Below are 15,392 nucleotides of genomic sequence, written 5' to 3'. Positions count from 1 at the left end.
AACCGGTACGGGAAGGAGAACGCCATGCTCCCCACCTGGCGCCTGCGGGCCGCGTTCGCCCGTCGGCTCTCCGACATGTACGGGGCTGAAGTCCCCGCGTACACCACGCTCTTGGAGGTGTCGGCGCAGGTCAACGACGAGGTGATCGGCAAGGGCGGTGACGCCGGACGGTTCGGCGGTATCGAGCGGGTCACGGCCGAGCGGCACGGCGCCATCCGTGTGGGCACGCCGCGCGAGATGCGCCAGGTGGCCCAGATCTTCGCCGCGTTCGGGATGCACCCGGTGGGCTTCTACGATCTGCGGGAGGCGGCGGCCAGCTCCGTACCGGTCGTCTCGACCGCGTTCAGGCCCATCGACGCCGAGGAACTGGAGCGCAATCCCTTCCGCGTCTTCACCTCGATGCTCACCACCGCCGACCGGCGATTCTTCGACGCGGATCTTCAAGCCCGCCTCGAATCGTTCCTGGCCCGGCGTGAGCTCTTCCCGCCCGAGCTCCTGGACCTCGCGGCGCGCGCCGAGCGGGAGCAGGGACTCGACGAATCGTCCGCCGAGCGCCTCCTCACACTGGCGGTGGCCGCCTTCGAGCTGTCCCGGGAGCCGGTGGACCGCGCCTGGTACGCCGAACTGGAGCGGATCTCCGCCGTCGCCGCCGATATCGGCGGCGTGGCCGGCACCCACATCAATCACCTCACGCCGCGAGTTCTCGACATCGACGAGCTCTACCGGCGTATGGGCGAGCGCGGCATCACGATGATCGACCGGATCCAGGGTCCGCCGCGCTGGGAGGGGCCGGATGTGCTGCTGCGGCAGACGTCGTTCCGCGCGCTGGCCGAACCGCGCCGTTTCCGCGAGCCGGACGGCAGCGTCGCAGAGGGGTCGCTGCGGGTGCGCTTCGGCGAGGTGGAGGCGCGCGGAATCGCGCTGACCCGGGCGGGCCGTGCGCTCTACGACGAGCTGGCCGGTGAGCCGGCCGAGGTCTGGGAGCAGCGGTTCCCGCGTACGGAACGTCAACTGGCCGTCCAGGAGCAAGCGTTCTTCCGCTACGAACCGGGCGGTGACCGGCCACGCGCCGACCGCACCCCGCCGGACGATCTCGCGGGCCTCCTCGACGGACGCTGGGTCAGCGCCCGCCCCATCGTCTACGAGGACTTCCTCCCCCGGTCGGCGGCCGGGATCTTCCAGTCGAACCTCTCCGAGGAGGGCGCCAGGGACTCCGCCGCCCAGGGCTCCCATTACGACCAGCAGTGGCTCTCCGGCGTACTGGAGCGCCCCGTCCACGACCCCTTCGACCTCTACGCCGCTCAGCAGAGCAGCTCACTTCGCCAGGCCCGACAAGCCCTCGGACTCCCCAAGGACACACCGTGACCAGCACCGGCACCACGCTTCCCGACAACGACTCGCTGCGCGCCCGGGCCCGCGAGAGCCTGCTCGGCTGCGGCGCCCGACTGCCCGTGGACGGCGGCGACGTCATCGCCCGTACGCCTCTTACGGGCACCACATTGTTCACCCTGCCCGCGACGACACCCGAGCAGGCCGACGCGGCGATCGGCGCTGCCGACGCGGCGTTTCGCAAGTGGCGCACGGTCCCGGCGCCGCAGCGCGGGGCGCTGGTCAAGCGGCTGGGCGAGCTGCTGAGCGAGCACAAGGAGCAGCTGGCCGACCTCGTCACCATCGAGGCGGGCAAGATCCGCTCCGAGGCGCTCGGCGAAGTGCAGGAAATGATCGACATCTGTGAGTTCGCGGTCGGGCTCTCCCGGCAGCTGTACGGGCGGACCATGGCCTCCGAGCGTCCCGGCCACCGCCTCTCGGAGAGCTGGCACCCGCTCGGCGTGGTGGGTGTGATCTCGGCGTTCAACTTCCCGGTGGCGGTCTGGGCGTGGAACACCGCGATCGCTCTGGTCTGCGGTGACACGGTCGTCTGGAAGCCCTCGGAGCTCACCCCCCTGACGGCCGTGGCCTGCGACGCCCTGCTCGCGCGCGCGGCCGCCGACACCGGTGCGCCGGACGGTGTGCACAAGCTTGTACTGGGCGGCCGCGAGACGGGCGAGCGGCTGGTCGACGACGAGCGGGTGGCCCTGGTGAGCGCGACGGGATCGGTCCGGATGGGGCGGGAGGTCGGCCCGCGGGTGGCCGCGCGCTTCGGCCGCTGTCTGCTCGAACTGGGCGGCAACAACGCGGCGATCGTCACGCCCTCCGCCGATCTCGACCTCACGGTGCGCGGGATCGTGTTCTCCGCGGCGGGCACGGCGGGCCAGCGCTGCACCACCCTGCGCCGGCTGATCGTCCACGAGGACATCGCGGACCGGCTGGTGGAGAAGATCGTCCACGCGTACGGCCAGCTGCCGGTGGGCGACCCGTTCCAGGAGACCACCCTGGTGGGCCCGCTGATCTCCGCCACGGCTCACCGGGCGATGACCGAGGCGCTGGCGGCGGCCGAGGCCGACGGCGGGAAAATCCTGACCGGCGGCGACCGGCAGCTGGGCGAGCAGGCGCCGGATGCGGCATACGTGAGGCCCGCGGTCGTGCGGATGCCCGCACAGACGGACGTCGTAAGCCGGGAGACCTTCGCGCCGATTCTCTATGTGCTCACCTACCGGACCCTTGAGGAGGCCGTAGCCCTGCAGAACGGCGTACCGCAGGGCCTGTCCTCCAGCATCTTCACGCAGGACCAGCGGGAGGCGGAGCGCTTCCTCGCTGCGGACGGCTCCGACTGCGGTATCGCCAACGTCAACATCGGTACCTCGGGCGCCGAGATCGGCGGGGCGTTCGGCGGCGAGAAGGAGACCGGCGGCGGGCGCGAGTCGGGTTCGGACGCCTGGCGGGCGTACATGAGGCGGGCGACGAACACGGTGAACTACTCCGACAGCCTGCCGCTCGCCCAGGGAGTCAACTTCCTGTAGGCCCTGTACTGGATCGGGAAGACGATCGGGAAAGGGTCGGGAAGATCCACGCACCCCGCACGGTTGGTAGAAGCGTGAACAACTTCGGGGTACATGACGTGGACGTGGTCGTCATAGGCGCCGGACAGGCGGGACTGTCCGGCGCCTACCATCTGCGGCGCGCCGGACTGGTGCCGGACCGCGATTTCGTGGTGCTCGACCATGCCCCGCGAGCCGGGGGTGCCTGGCAGTTCCGCTGGCCGTCCCTCACCTACGGCAAGGTGCACGGCATGCACGCGCTGCCGGGCATGGAACTGACGGGTGCGGATGACGGGCGCCCCTCCTCCGAGGTGATCGGCGCCTACTTCACCGCGTACGAAGAGCGCTTCGATCTGCACGTACACCGGCCCGTCGATGTCACGGCCGTGCGCGACGGCGAGGGCGGGCGGCTGCTCGTCGAGACCTCGCAGGGGACCTCGGCGGCGCGGGCGCTGATCAACGCGACGGGCACCTGGGACCGTCCCTTCTGGCCGCGCTACCCGGGTCAGGAGACCTTCCGGGGGCGGCAGTTGCACACGGTGAACTATCCGGGACCCGAGGAGTTCGCCGGACAGCGCGTGATCGTGGTGGGAGGCGGGGCTTCGGGCACCCAGCATCTGATGGAGATCGCGGACTACGCGGCGGACACCACCTGGGTGACGCGGCGGCCGCCCGTCTTCCGCGAGGGCCCCTTCGACGAGGACGCCGGACGGGCGGCCGTCGCCATGGTCGAGGAGCGCGTACGCCGCGGGCTGCCACCGCAGAGCGTGGTCTCGGTGACCGGGCTGCCGCTCACCGACGCCGTACGCAGGGCCCGAGAGTCGGGCGTTCTGGACCGGCTGCCGATGTTCGACCGGATCACGCCGACGGGCGTGGCCTGGGACGACGGGCGGACGGTGGAGGCAGATGTCATCCTCTGGGCGACCGGATTCCGTGCGGCGCTCGACCATCTCGCGCCGCTGAAACTGCGCGAGCCCGGTGGCGGCATCCAGGTGGTCGGCACCCGCGCGGTCCGGGACGCCCGCGTCCATCTCGTCGGATACGGGCCTTCGGCCTCGACGATCGGCGCCAACCGGGCGGGCCGGGCAGCCGTCCGCGATGTCAAACAACTGCTGGAGCGCGAACCGGCCCTGGCCTGATGCCCGTCAGCCGCCGCTGCGCGCGCTCTTGCGCCTGGCGTTGAACTCGGCGACATTGCGCCGATGCTCTTCGTAACCGGCCGTGAAGCGCGTGTCCCCCGGCGCCACGGTGACGAAGTAGAGCCAGTTGCCGGGCGTCGGACTGATCGCCGCGCGCATGGCCTGCTCCCCCGGGTTGTCGATGGGGGTCGGCGGCAGCCCGCGGCGCTGATAGCTGTTGTACGGGCTGTCGATGCGGGTGTCGGCGGCCGTGGTGTCCAGCGTGCTGCGGTTCAGCGCGTAGTTCAGGGTCGAGTCCATCTGCAGCGGCATCCCCTGCGCGAGCCGGTTGTAGATGACGCGGGCGACCTTCCCCATGTCCTGCGGCGTGTCTGCCTCGGCCTGAACGATGCTGGCGATGCTCACCGTCTGATGGGCCGTCAGCCCGTTGCGCTGGGCGCCGCTGCTGATGCGATCGGCCCCGAACCGCTGATGAGCCGTGTTGACCATGTAACTGAGCAGACTCTGGGGAGTGGACGTGGAGTCGACGGGATACGTGGCCGGGAAGAGGTAGCCCTCGGGATTGCCCCTGGCGTCGGCCGGGAGCTTCAGCCGCGCCGCGCCGACCGCCTTCGCAGTGGTGCCCGGCGGCTCGTCCAGGGCTTTGTCGATCGCCGCGTAGACCTGAGTGGCGCGCCAGCCCTCGGGGACCAGCAGTGACTTCTGCTCCTCCTGGCCCCCGTTCAGCAGCAGAGGCACCAGCACCGCGACGGCCGCGACGACAAGGGCGGTCACGGTCAGCACCAGTCGGCCCCGCCGTGTCAGCCGGGTCAGCGGGAACCTGCGGCCGGGCGGCCCCGACGACGGTTCATTCTTCATACAGGCACGCTAACCCGGGGCTCGCCCCGATCCCGGCACCCGGTGCTGGGCGACGCATAACGCTGCCGCGGCCCACGGCCGGCCGGTGGTTCAGGGAGCGAAAGGCGGCAGTGCGGCGAACTCGGGCACCACCTGGACCGCCCCGGCGAGCGCGTCGAGTGTGCGTCGCACGCGACTCAGCGGATGGTCGGGGAACTGCGCGTCCCACTGGGCGTGGTCGGCGGCATGGAAGGGCAGACCACCCTCCACCTCCGGCGCGTAGGGGTGCGGCCGGAAGTACTTGTCGTGGCCGACCTGCGCCATCACCATGGCCTCCCGCATGCCCGTCATGCCCCGCTCTGGCGCCTGGATCTTCACCACGGTGCTGCATGTCGCGCGCGGCACGGTGAAGCTGCCGATGAATGCCTGGCCGCTGGGCTGTCCCGGCAGCGGCAGCTTCAGTATCTGCTTCAGCGCGGGCAGCGGGCCGAGCGACTTCACGGATGCCTCGATCAGGCCACCACCGGCCTGGGCGGTCAGGCGGGTGAGCGCGGCGCGCAGCGAGGGGCCGTCGTCGAGCGAGGCCGGCAGGTCCGGCGGCAGCCCGAAGAAGTGCAGCGACAGCACATCGCCTTCGTCGTTGGCCCAGACGTCCTGGTCGACGGGCCGGTATCCGGGCAGTTCCACACCGCGGAGAGCTCTCATGGCCGGTGATCATGCCGTACCCGGACGGGCGAGGGTCCGTCAGGGTGCCACCGGGGCCAACCGGGCGTCCCTGCGGACCAGTTCGGCATATCGGCCGTCCCGGTCGAGCAGCTCCTCATGGCTGCCGCGCTCGGCTATGCGCCCCGCGTCGAGGACCACGATCTGGTCGGCGCCCCTGACCGTGGAGAGCCGGTGGGCGATGGTGATGGTGGTCCGGCCCGCCGAGAGCGAGTCGATCGCCTGCTGCACGGCCTGCTCCGTACGGGTGTCGAGCGCGCTGGTCGCCTCGTCGAGGATGAGGACCGGCGGGTCGCGCAGAATCGTCCTGGCGATGGCGAGGCGCTGCTTCTCGCCGCCGGAGAAGCGGTATCCGCGCTCGCCGACGATGGTGTCGTAGCCGTCGGGCAGCGTTGCGATGTGGTCGTGGATCTGTGCCGCCCGAGCGGCCGCCTCTATCTCTGCCTGGGTCGCGTCCGGCTTGGCGAAGCGCAGGTTCTCGGCGACGGAGGCGTGGAAGAGATACGTCTCCTGGGAGACGACTCCCACGGCCCGGGCGAGGCTGTCGAAGTCGAGCTCCCGGACATCGACACCGTCGATGGTGACCCTGCCACCGGTGACGTCGTACAGCCGCGGGACGAGATAGCTGAGCGTGGACTTGCCGGAGCCGGTCGGGCCGACGACGGCGAGGCTGCCGCCGGCCGGGACGGCCACGTCGATCCTGTCGAGGGTCGGCCGCTTCTGCTTGTCGTCGTACACGAAGTCGACGTCCTCGAACCGGACTTCGCCGCGGATCTTCTCCAGCCGGACCGGCTTCTCGGGCTCGGTGATGTCCACCGGCAGATCGAGATACTCGAAGATCCGCTGGAACAGGGCGAGCGAGGTCTGCATCTGCACGCCGGTGGAGAGCAGGCTCACGGCGGGGCGGAACAGGCCCTGCTGGAGCGAGACGAAGGCGACGAGCGTGCCGATCGATATCACGGCTCCGCCCGACTGGAGGGCGAGTCCGGCGGCCCAGTAGATGAGGGCGGGCATGGCGGCCATCACGATGCCGATGGTCGACATCCGCCACCGCCCGGCCATGCTGGACCGGACTTCGAGGTCGACGAGCCGCTCGGACTCCTCGGCGAAGGACCTGGTGAGCGAGTCGGCCCGGCCCATGGTGCGGCCGAGCAGGATGCCGCTGACGGAGAGCGACTCGGTGACGGTGGCGGCCATGGCGGCCATCTGCTTCTGGCGCTGCGTGGTGATCTTCTTGCGCTCGCGGCCGACGCGGCGGCTGATCCAGACGAACAGCGGCAGCAGGAGCAGCGAGACGGCGGTGAGCCGCCAGTCGAGCGCCAGCATCGCGACGACGGTGGCGACCACGGCCGTGAGGTTGGAGACCAGGGAGGTCGCCGTCGAGGTCACGGTCGCCTGCATCCCGCCGATGTCGTTGGCGATGCGCGACTGGACCTCTCCGGTGCGGGTTCTGGTGAAGAACGCGAGCGGCATGCGCTGCAGCTGGGCGTAGACGCCGGTACGCAGATCGTGCATGACACGCTGTCCGACGGTGGTGGAGATCAGCGTCTGGAGCACGCCGAAGACGCTGGTCATCACCGCGGTGAGGATCATGCCGAGGGCGAGCAGGCTGAGCAGCCCGGTGCGGCCCTGCGGAATGGCGGTGTCGAGGATCTCGCGCAGCAGGAACGGCGAGGCGACCGAGACGAGCGACGCGGCACCGACGAGCAGGCCGACGACGGCGAGGCGGCCGCGGTAGGGGCGGAAGAGCCGGAGAATACGCCGCACTTCGGCGGGCGGCTGCTCCGGATCACGGGTGGGTGGTGTCCAGTTGGACTCGACGTCGATACGCATGGGCTCCTTCGACCAGGGGCGAGACGGCAGGGACGGTGAAGCAACAAGAAGGGTGGTGCGGCAAAGATTTTGAGAGCATAGCTCATTGTTACCTATCTTCACAATGAGCCCGGTCCTGATATTGTTCCCGGCATGAGCACCGACCCCGACGGCCTGCTGGCCGAGCAGCTCCTGCGGCTGACCCGACGGCTGCACCGCAGCCAGAAGCGCCAGCTGGAGTCGGCCGACATCGCGATCACGCCCGCCCAGTCCCGCCTCCTTCGCACCCTCGCGCATTACGACGAGCCGCCCCGCATGGCCGATCTCGCGGCCCGTCTGGAGGTGGTCCCGCGCGCCGTGACCAGCCTGGTCGACGGCCTCGAGGCGAGCGGCTGCGTCCGCCGCGTGCCCGACCCGACCAATCGCCGGGTGATCCGGATCGAGCTCACCGACACCGGCCGCGCCGCGCTCAGAGCGCTGCGCAGCGCGCGCCGGGCGGCGGCGGAGGACATCCTGGCTCCCTTGACCGCCGACCAGCGCGAGGTGCTCGGCGGGCTGCTGTCCACCCTGGTCGACGGGCCGGGGCCACGCTGCTGACGCGGACGACCCGTCGCCGTCCGAGCCGCTGGGCACAACTCAGCAGTACAGCCGGTCTTCGGTCAGCACCCCCTGGACCGTGCGCAGGCCGCGGTCGTAGCAGCCGCCGGAGCCGTGGAGCCGGTAGCGCTCGGCGGTCGTGCCGACCGCGTGCCGCTGGTCGCGCGGGACATTGGCCGTGTAGGTCGCATCGCCGGTGTACGCATCGTCGAGGCGCGACCACGCCAAGCGCCGCCCGCTCCGCGCGACGACGGTGTCGGCCTTGTCCCCCAGGGTGAGGACCGTACGCAGCCGGTCACCCTCACCGAGCGTCGTGACACCGTCCATCGTGTACGTCCGATGGCTGCGCGTGATCTGCCCGCCGCTGGTGACGCTCTCGTCGTCGCTCCAGGTCCCCTTGAGTGCGTCCATGTTCTCGCCCTCGGTCCAGCGGTGGACGGAGGTGTTCGCGAGCGCGCGGCTGACGGTCGTGGTGACCCGTCCGTGCGAGGTGTCGAGGTGGCCCCCGACGGTGAGCCGATGATCGCCCTCGGTGTCGAGCCGGTGCTCCGAACCGGGCGTGTACGTCACGGAGTTGACCGGCGTGGACTCCTCGTGCCGGGTCAGCGCGCCCGTCACCACCGCGCTCCCCTCGTCCTGCCAGACCAGCACATTGGTGGGCGTGCTCCAGCCGGTCTGGCCCTGCGGGACTCCGACGACGGACACCTCGATCCGGTGCGGCACGCCGTCGTTGAGCCGGGCGGCGAAGGGAGTGAGGTCGTACTGGATGGGCTTGATGTCGAAGGCCCGCGGCCCCGGAATCACGTACCAGAGAAAGGGGTTGGACCAGCCGCCCGTCCAGACCGTCGGGAACGGCGCCGCGATTCCGGCGAGTTGTCCGTCGACCTTGATCTGCACCTCGCGATACGGCCCGCCCGCGGCCTTGCAGGAGTACGGCGCGGAGTCCGGGACGGTCAGATACCAGTACTCCTCGCAGCCGCCGCCCGACCCGGTCGCGTACACCTCGGCGAGGATCCGCTCGGAGTTGCGCGGCGTGGTGAGTGAAGTGCCGGCCGGCGCAAGCACCTTGTCGGGCGTGCCGGGCGCCTTCGCCGTGCCGCCCGCCGCATAGAAGGTCAGCGTCACCTTGACGTCGAGTACCCCCGTGTAGGTCTCGTTGACCACGTTGCCAATGAGCATCTCGACCGGCTGGGCGCTGCGCAGGGTGTCGCTGTAGCGCGTGACGTCCTTCTCGACCGACCAGGCGATACCGTCCGGCGAGGGCTGCGGGGTGGACGTACGAAGGATCTCCACGCCGCCGACGGTGAGATAGCCGAGCCGGTCGTACTGCCGTCCCTTGACGCTGCCGTCCAGCCGCAGCACCACCCGGCTCCAGCTCTTGCCGCAGCCCTTCGGGGGCGCGTAACTCCCCTTGTACGGAGTGAAATCGCGGAACTGCGCCTCGGCGAGCGTCACATGGCAGGACTTCGTGTCCGGGCGGGCGACGGGGGGCGCGGCGGTCACCGGGTCGTGCCAGTCGGATCCGAACTCGGCAGGGGGCTCGTCGGCCGCCGCGGCGGGCCCGGCGCCGAGCAGCGATCCGGCCGCCAGCGCGAGCCCGGCGAGCATGGACATGAGCTGTCGTCGTCTCATGCGTCAGGAGTGAAGCGTGCGGCAGGTGCCGGGCGCCAGACCCACGTGTTCGACCTTGGCGCGTTGTGTGTGCCGCGCACAAAATTCGATTGCGGGAAGGTGCTCCGAAAGGCGAACCTTGCACGGTTTCCGCCACACTTTCGAGCTCTGGGACATCATGCAGATTCGCGATCTTCCCTATCCCGACCCCGGTGTGGCCGATGCCAGGTCCGGGCCGCGTTTCCTGCTCTGGCTCGGGCGGAATCAGCTGGGCGGACAATTCAAGGCACTGGCCTGGGGCCTGCTGCACTTCTGCGGTGTGGCCGGGCTGCCGCTGGGCGTCGGCCGGGCCGTGCAGGCGGTCGTGGACCGTTCCGGCAGCGCCCTCGCTCTCGCAGGTGCGCTGATCGTCCTGTGCGGCGTCGCGATCACCTTCGGCGACACGATGCTGCACCGCGCCGCCGTCACCAACTGGATCACCGCCGCGGCACGTGTCCAGCAGCTGCTGGCACGCAAGGCGGCCGAGCTGGGCGCGGCGCTGACCCGCCGGGTCGCGGCAGGCGAGGTGGTCGCGGTCTCCACGGGCGACGTGGAGAAGATCGGCTGGTTCGTCGAGGCGGTCTCGCGCTTCGCCGCGGCCGCCATCACGGTGGTTCTGGTCTGCGTCGGCCTCGTCCTGTACGTACCGGCGCTGGGCGTGGTCGTCGCGATCGGCGTCCCCGTGCTGGCGCTGGCCGTGCTGCCGCTGCTTCCGCGTGCCACTCGGCGCGCCGACATCCAGCGCGAGAAGGCGGGCAGGGCCACCGAGCTGGCCGCGGACACCGTCGCGGGACTGCGGGTGCTGCGCGGCATCGGCGGCGAGGAGCTGTTCCTCGGCCGCTACCGGCAGGCATCCCAGGAAGTGCGCAGGGCGGCGGTGCGCAGCGCCCGCATGTGGTCGCTGATCTCGGCCATCCAGGTGCTGCTGCCGGGCCTGCTGCTGATCGCGGTCGTCCGGTACGGGGCCGGGCTCGCCCAGGACGGCCGGATCGAGGTCGGCGAACTGGTCACCGCCTTCAGCGCGGTGACGCTGCTGATGTACCCGCTGCGGCACTTCGAGGAGATCGCCATGGCGTACTCCTTCTCGCGGCCCTCCGCGAAACGGGCCGCGCGAGTGCTGTCACTGCGGCGGGCGACCGAACCCTCCGGCGTTCAGTACGGGCGCCCGAGCGGCGATCTGTACGACCCCGCCACCGGTGTCCTTGCGCCCGCGAGCCGGTTCACGGCCGTGGTCTGCGGCGACCCGGACGCGGCGGGACTGCTCGCCGAACGGCTCGGCGGGCATCCGGCCGCCGACGTGGCAGGCGCGCCGTCCGTGCTGCTCGGCGGGGTGCCGCTGGACGACCTGGCGCTGGACGAGGCCCGTGCCGCCGTCCTCGTACAGGACAAGGATCCGGTGCTGCTCTCCGGCACACTGCGCGAGCTCCTCGACGTCCCCGCCTCCGGCATGGTCTCCGCCGAGGACGCCCTGCGGGCCGCCCAGTGCGGCGATGTGCTGGACGCGCTCGCCCAGGCGGCCGTCGACACCGACGGCGACCCGATGCGCACACGGATCACCGAACGCGGACGGTCGCTGTCCGGCGGGCAGCGCCAGCGGCTCGCCCTGGCACGCTCCCTGGTCACCGACCCCGAGGTGCTGGTCCTCGACGAGCCCACCTCCGCCGTGGACTCGCACACGGAGGCACGGATCGCCGAAGGCATCAAGCGGCTGCGGACCGGCCGCACCACGGTCGTGTTCGCCTCCTCACCACTGCTGCTGGACCGCGCGGACCAGGTGGTGTTCGTGCACGACGGCAAGGCGGCCGCGGTCGGTGTGCACCGCGAACTGCTGCACACCACCGCCGGATACCGGGCGGTGGTCACCCGCGAGACCGAGGAGGAACAGCTCGGCGGGATCACCGTCATCGGCGAACTGGAAGCAGCCGGAAGAGAACTGGAAGCACTGCAAGACATCGAGGAGTCGGCATGATCGGCGTGGCGCCACCGGCGTACGACCCGGCGGCCCCGGAGACGGCGGCGACCCTGCCCGTCGGCACACCGGCGACCGTGCGGGCGTACGTCCGCGAACTGCTGCGGCGGCACCGCACAGCCTTCTGTCTGCTGGTCTCGGTCAACGCCGTCGCGGTGATCGCCTCGATGATCGGTCCCTATCTGCTGGGCGGGCTCGTCCAGGACCTGGCGGACGGCGCGCGGGATCTCCATCTGGAGCGCACCGCCGCGCTGTTCGCGCTCGCGCTGGTCGTCCAGACCGTGTTCGTACGGCTGATGCGGCTGCGCGGCGCGATGCTCGGCGAACAGATGCTGGCGGACCTGCGCGAGGACTTCCTCGTGCGGTCGGTCGGACTGCCGCCGGGTGTCCTGGAGCGGGCCGGCACCGGTGACCTGCTCTCCCGTATCACCACCGACATCGACCGGCTGGCCAACGCCATGCGCGAAGCCGTGCCGCAGCTGGCGATCGGCGTGGTCTGGGCCGCGCTGCTGATCGGCGCGCTCACCGTGACCGCGCCGCCACTGGCGCTCGCGGTGCTCGTCGCCGTTCCTGTGCTGGTGATCGGCTGCCGCTGGTACTTCAGGCGTGCGCCTTCGGCGTACCGCTCGGAGGCCGCCGGGTATGCGGCGGTGGCCGCGATGCTGGCCGAGACCGTCGACGCCGGGCGGACGGTCGAGGCGCACCGCCTCGGCGGACGCAGGGTGGCGCTGTCCGAGCAGCGGATCCGGGAGTGGACCGCCTGGGAGCGCTACACGCTCTATCTGCGGTCGGTGCTCTTCCCCGTCATCAACGTGACGCATGTGACGATCCTCTGCTCCGTGCTGCTGATCGGCGGTGCCTTCGTCCTCCAGGACTGGATCACCGTCGGGCAGTTGACGACGGGCGCCCTGCTCGCGCAGATGCTGGTCGACCCGGTCAATCTGATCCTGCGCTGGTACGACGAGCTCCAGGTCGCCCAGGTGTCGATCGCGCGCCTCGTCGGCGTACGCGACATCGAGCCGGACGCGGGCGACGCGGGCGTCGTACCGGACGGCCGCGATGTCCGGGCGGACGAAGTGCACTTCGGCTACCGCGAAGGCGTGGACGTCCTGCACCGGGTGTCCCTGGCGGTCGCACCGGGCACCCGGCTCGCCCTCGTCGGCCCGTCCGGCGCGGGCAAGTCGACGCTGGGCCGCCTGCTCGCGGGCATCTACGCCCCGCGGGCCGGACAGATCACGCTCGGCGCCGCCGAGCTGTCCCGGATGCCCGCGGAGCGCGTCCGCGAGCATGTCGCCCTGGTCAACCAGGAGCACCACGTCTTCGTGGGCTCGCTGCGCGACAACCTGCTGCTGGCCCGTACCGACGCGACCGACGCCGAGCTGCTGGCGGCACTCGGCGCGGTCGACGCGGACTCCTGGTCACGGGGACTGGACGACGGCCTGGACACCGAGGTCGGCTCGGGCGGCTTCGCGCTCACCCCGGCCCAGGCCCAGCAGATCGCGCTGGCCCGACTGGTGCTCGCGGACCCGCACACGCTGGTCCTGGACGAGGCGACGTCACTGCTCGACCCGCGGGCGGCCCGCCATCTGGAGCGCTCGCTGTCGCGGGTCCTGGACGGCCGCACGGTGGTGGCCATCGCCCACCGCCTGCACACCGCACACGACGCTGATGTGATCGCGGTGGTGGAGGAGGGCCGGATCAGCGAGCTGGGCAGCCATGACGCGCTGGTGGCGGCGGACGGGGCGTATGCGGCGCTGTGGCGGTCCTGGCACGGGTGAGCGCGTGACCGGGGTCAGTAGCCGTAGTTGCCCTGGTCGGGGGAGGTGGGTGCCTTCTTGACCGCATTGCCGTGCGCGTCGAGGACGTACCAGACCTTGTCGATGCCCTGGCCCTTCACATCACCGGCCGCCTTGTCGGGCGCGTAGTAGTAGAGCGGGTGACCGGCGTAAGTCGCCTGGGTCTTCCCCGCCAGGTCCGTGGTGTTGATCAACTTCGCGTCGGCGCCGGCACCGGCCTTGGGCTTGCCCTCCATCGGCGGCCACAGCTTCAGGCACTGTGCGTCGCACTTCATCGAGTTCATGTTCTTGCCGTCCGCGGTGAACAGATAGAGGGTGCGGCCCTTGCCGTCGACGAGGATCTTTCCCAGCGGGGAGTCGGCGATCTTGACCGCGGACGGGTCCTTGACGGCGGCGGCCTGGGTGCTCGATCCGCTGGTACCGGTGGCGCCCGCGCTCCCGTCCCCGCAGGCCGCAAGTCCGAGAGAAGCGGTGAAGACGAGCGCGACTGCCGCGATGATGCTCCTGCTCATGGTGTGCCATCCCTTCCTTGACCCCGGTTGTACGCAGGGACGGCGGCAACGGATTGCGCGGCGGTGCAATCCCTTCGCTGCGCGGTGACGTATCTATGCGATGTGGAGCTGTTCTCGCGCGCGGACCGGACCGACGACGCCTCACTCCTCGCCGGGCTCGGCATAGGCGACGAGGCGGCATCGACCGCGTTCGTCCGCCGCTTCCAGGGGGCTGTGTACGGTCTCGCGCTGTCCGTGACCCGCGAACCCGGCCTGGCCGAGGACATCAGTCAGGAGGTGTTCGTACGGGCGTGGCGCGCCGCCGGCAGCTATGACGCGCGCCGTGCGTCGGTGCTGACCTGGCTGCTGACCATCACGCGCAACGCCGCGATCGACGCGGTGCGGACCCGGCGGCCGACTCCCGTACTGACCGACACCCTGGAGCGGTTGATCGGTGCGACGCTTCAGGCCGAGGGCCCGGAGCAACTGGCTCTCCTCGCCGTCGAAAGCAGACGCGCCGCGGCACGCCTGCGTACGCTGCCCGCCGAGCAGGCGCGGGCCGTCGTGCTCGCCGTCATCGGCGGGTGCACCGCCGCCGAGGTCGGGCGGCACGAGAACATTCCGCTCGGCACCGCCAAGACCCGTATCCGCACCGGTCTGCGCAGGCTGCGTGACGCGCTGAAGGAGGAGAGCCGTGACTGAGAGCCACCTCGGCGAGGAACAGCTGGTCGCCCTCGCGCTCGGCGATCTTCCGGACGGGCAGGCGGCGATGCTGGAGCATCTGCGCGCCTGCCAGGCGTGCCGGACGGCCTACGACGAGATCTCGGGTGCCGTGGACGCCGTGCTGCCCGCGGCGCCAACCGTCGCTCCCCCAGCGGGCTTCGACGCCAGGGTCCTCGAGCGGCTCGATGTGAAGCGCACCGCGAGCCCCGCGCGGCGCCGGTCGCGCCGGATCCCTGTGCTGGTCGCCGCGGCAGCGGCGGCCGTCGGGATCGGCATCGGCTCGGCCGTGACCGCGACGGTCGTCGACCAGGCCCCGGCGAGCGTCGCGCTCAGCGAGAACGGGGCACGGCTCGTGAGCCGCACCGGGTCCACGGTCGGCACGATCGAGCCGAGCAAGGCCGGGGACGAGCGGGTCGTCGTCATGCAGATCTCCGACGCCCCTCCGGGCAGGCACTACTCGTGCCGACTGGTGCTGAAGGACGGCACGGTCCGCGACGCGGGCGCCTGGTGGGTGCCCGCATCCGGTCGCGCGACGTGGATCGCGTACGGCACGGCGAGCACCATCGACCGCGTGGAGCTGGTCGCCGACGACGGCAGCGTCTGGTCGACGGCCGACCTGTGACTGTGACGGCTGACCCGAGGCGCAGGCCCGCCTGTCCCGACTGTCAGCGCCCCTCGAGCCCGGCACGATCGGCCGGACGGGACCTAGTCTTCTGAGTCAGGAATTCTGTTCAGAT

Annotated in this window: 13 protein-coding genes; 8 read left to right on the top strand and 5 right to left on the bottom strand. The window is 71.0% G+C overall.

From position 1 onward, the window contains the following. Positions 1-24 precede the first annotated feature (24 nt). The 3 genes from OHA61_RS34515 to OHA61_RS34505 all read left to right on the top strand — a co-directional run bounded on the left by OHA61_RS34515 (position 25) and on the right by OHA61_RS34505 (position 4,057). Positions 25-1,365 carry a 2-oxoadipate dioxygenase/decarboxylase family protein gene (locus OHA61_RS34515; protein WP_406306317.1) on the top strand — a complete coding sequence of 447 codons (1,341 nt, stop codon included), beginning with the start codon at positions 25-27 and terminating at the stop codon, positions 1,363-1,365. Next, the gene (locus tag OHA61_RS34510) at positions 1,362-2,900 is read left to right on the top strand and encodes an aldehyde dehydrogenase family protein (RefSeq protein WP_406306316.1); all 1,539 of its coding nucleotides are present in this window, start codon (positions 1,362-1,364) and stop codon (positions 2,898-2,900) included. Before OHA61_RS34515 ends, OHA61_RS34510 begins: the two co-directional genes overlap by 4 nt. A 74-nt stretch (positions 2,901-2,974) precedes the next feature. Continuing rightward, a complete protein-coding gene (locus OHA61_RS34505) occupies positions 2,975-4,057 on the top strand; it encodes an NAD(P)-binding domain-containing protein (protein WP_406306315.1) in 1,083 nt (360 codons plus the stop codon). 6 nt (positions 4,058-4,063) lie between these two features. Here the strand turns inward: OHA61_RS34505 and mltG are convergent, their stop codons facing one another. The 3 genes from mltG to OHA61_RS34490 form a co-directional block, all read right to left on the bottom strand. Then, the gene (gene mltG, locus OHA61_RS34500; RefSeq protein ID WP_406306314.1) at positions 4,064-4,915 is read right to left on the bottom strand and encodes an endolytic transglycosylase MltG; all 852 of its coding nucleotides are present in this window, start codon (positions 4,913-4,915) and stop codon (positions 4,064-4,066) included. A 90-nt stretch (positions 4,916-5,005) separates the two neighbouring features. After that, the gene (locus OHA61_RS34495) at positions 5,006-5,599 is read right to left on the bottom strand and encodes a hypothetical protein (protein WP_406306313.1); all 594 of its coding nucleotides are present in this window, start codon (positions 5,597-5,599) and stop codon (positions 5,006-5,008) included. A 39-nt stretch (positions 5,600-5,638) separates the two neighbouring features. Beyond that, positions 5,639-7,450, bottom strand: a complete 1,812-nt coding sequence (locus OHA61_RS34490) for an ABC transporter ATP-binding protein (RefSeq protein WP_406306312.1) — start codon at positions 7,448-7,450, stop codon at positions 5,639-5,641. Between the two features lie 132 nt (positions 7,451-7,582). On the opposite strand from OHA61_RS34490, the gene OHA61_RS34485 reads away from it, so the two are divergent. Beyond that, positions 7,583-8,026 carry a MarR family transcriptional regulator gene (locus OHA61_RS34485; protein ID WP_324988737.1) on the top strand — a complete coding sequence of 148 codons (444 nt, stop codon included), beginning with the start codon at positions 7,583-7,585 and terminating at the stop codon, positions 8,024-8,026. Positions 8,027-8,065: 39 nt separating this feature from the next. Here the strand turns inward: OHA61_RS34485 and OHA61_RS34480 are convergent, their stop codons facing one another. Then, positions 8,066-9,658, bottom strand: a complete 1,593-nt coding sequence (locus OHA61_RS34480) for a peptide-N4-asparagine amidase (protein ID WP_406306311.1) — start codon at positions 9,656-9,658, stop codon at positions 8,066-8,068. Between the two features lie 157 nt (positions 9,659-9,815). On the opposite strand from OHA61_RS34480, the gene OHA61_RS34475 reads away from it, so the two are divergent. Next, positions 9,816-11,645: an ABC transporter transmembrane domain-containing protein gene (locus tag OHA61_RS34475; protein WP_406307578.1), complete on the top strand. Its 1,830-nt coding sequence runs from the start codon at positions 9,816-9,818 to the stop codon at positions 11,643-11,645. Beyond that, the gene (locus OHA61_RS34470) at positions 11,642-13,423 is read left to right on the top strand and encodes an ABC transporter ATP-binding protein (protein WP_406306310.1); all 1,782 of its coding nucleotides are present in this window, start codon (positions 11,642-11,644) and stop codon (positions 13,421-13,423) included. Before OHA61_RS34475 ends, OHA61_RS34470 begins: the two co-directional genes overlap by 4 nt. Positions 13,424-13,437: 14 nt before the next feature. Here OHA61_RS34470 and OHA61_RS34465 read toward each other — a convergent pair whose 3' ends face one another. Beyond that, on the bottom strand, positions 13,438-13,953 hold the full coding sequence (locus OHA61_RS34465; protein WP_406306309.1) for a hypothetical protein: 516 nt from the start codon (positions 13,951-13,953) through the stop codon (positions 13,438-13,440). 102 nt (positions 13,954-14,055) lie between these two features. Between OHA61_RS34465 and OHA61_RS34460 the strand changes: the two genes are divergently transcribed. Then, positions 14,056-14,634 (top strand): RNA polymerase sigma factor, encoded by a 579-nt coding sequence (locus OHA61_RS34460; RefSeq protein ID WP_406306308.1) that lies wholly within the window; start codon positions 14,056-14,058, stop codon positions 14,632-14,634. Next, the gene (locus tag OHA61_RS34455) at positions 14,627-15,277 is read left to right on the top strand and encodes a hypothetical protein (protein ID WP_361906316.1); all 651 of its coding nucleotides are present in this window, start codon (positions 14,627-14,629) and stop codon (positions 15,275-15,277) included. The genes OHA61_RS34460 and OHA61_RS34455 overlap by 8 nt, the downstream gene beginning before the upstream one ends. The last annotated feature ends 115 nt before the right edge of the window (positions 15,278-15,392 follow it).

The organism is Streptomyces sp. NBC_00885 (assembly GCF_045207475.1).
Taxonomy (GTDB): Bacteria; Actinomycetota; Actinomycetes; order Streptomycetales; family Streptomycetaceae; genus Streptomyces.
Note: the sequence above shows the minus strand (reverse complement) of the source record. Positions and strands in the feature narration are given on the sequence as shown.

What these genes read in the sequence shown, in the direction of transcription:
- OHA61_RS34470 (WP_406306310.1), top strand. Translation starts at nt 11,642, where the DNA reads ATGATCGGCGTGGCGCCACCGGCGTACGACCCGGCGGCCCCGGAGACG.
- OHA61_RS34485 (WP_324988737.1), top strand. Translation starts at nt 7,583, where the DNA reads ATGAGCACCGACCCCGACGGCCTGCTGGCCGAGCAGCTCCTGCGGCTG.
- OHA61_RS34495 (WP_406306313.1), bottom strand. Translation starts at nt 5,599, where the DNA reads ATGAGAGCTCTCCGCGGTGTGGAACTGCCCGGATACCGGCCCGTCGAC.
- OHA61_RS34475 (WP_406307578.1), top strand. Translation starts at nt 9,816, where the DNA reads ATGCAGATTCGCGATCTTCCCTATCCCGACCCCGGTGTGGCCGATGCC.
- mltG (WP_406306314.1), bottom strand. Translation starts at nt 4,915, where the DNA reads ATGAAGAATGAACCGTCGTCGGGGCCGCCCGGCCGCAGGTTCCCGCTG.
- OHA61_RS34515 (WP_406306317.1), top strand. Translation starts at nt 25, where the DNA reads ATGCTCCCCACCTGGCGCCTGCGGGCCGCGTTCGCCCGTCGGCTCTCC.
- OHA61_RS34490 (WP_406306312.1), bottom strand. Translation starts at nt 7,450, where the DNA reads ATGCGTATCGACGTCGAGTCCAACTGGACACCACCCACCCGTGATCCG.
- OHA61_RS34480 (WP_406306311.1), bottom strand. Translation starts at nt 9,658, where the DNA reads ATGAGACGACGACAGCTCATGTCCATGCTCGCCGGGCTCGCGCTGGCG.
- OHA61_RS34465 (WP_406306309.1), bottom strand. Translation starts at nt 13,953, where the DNA reads ATGAGCAGGAGCATCATCGCGGCAGTCGCGCTCGTCTTCACCGCTTCT.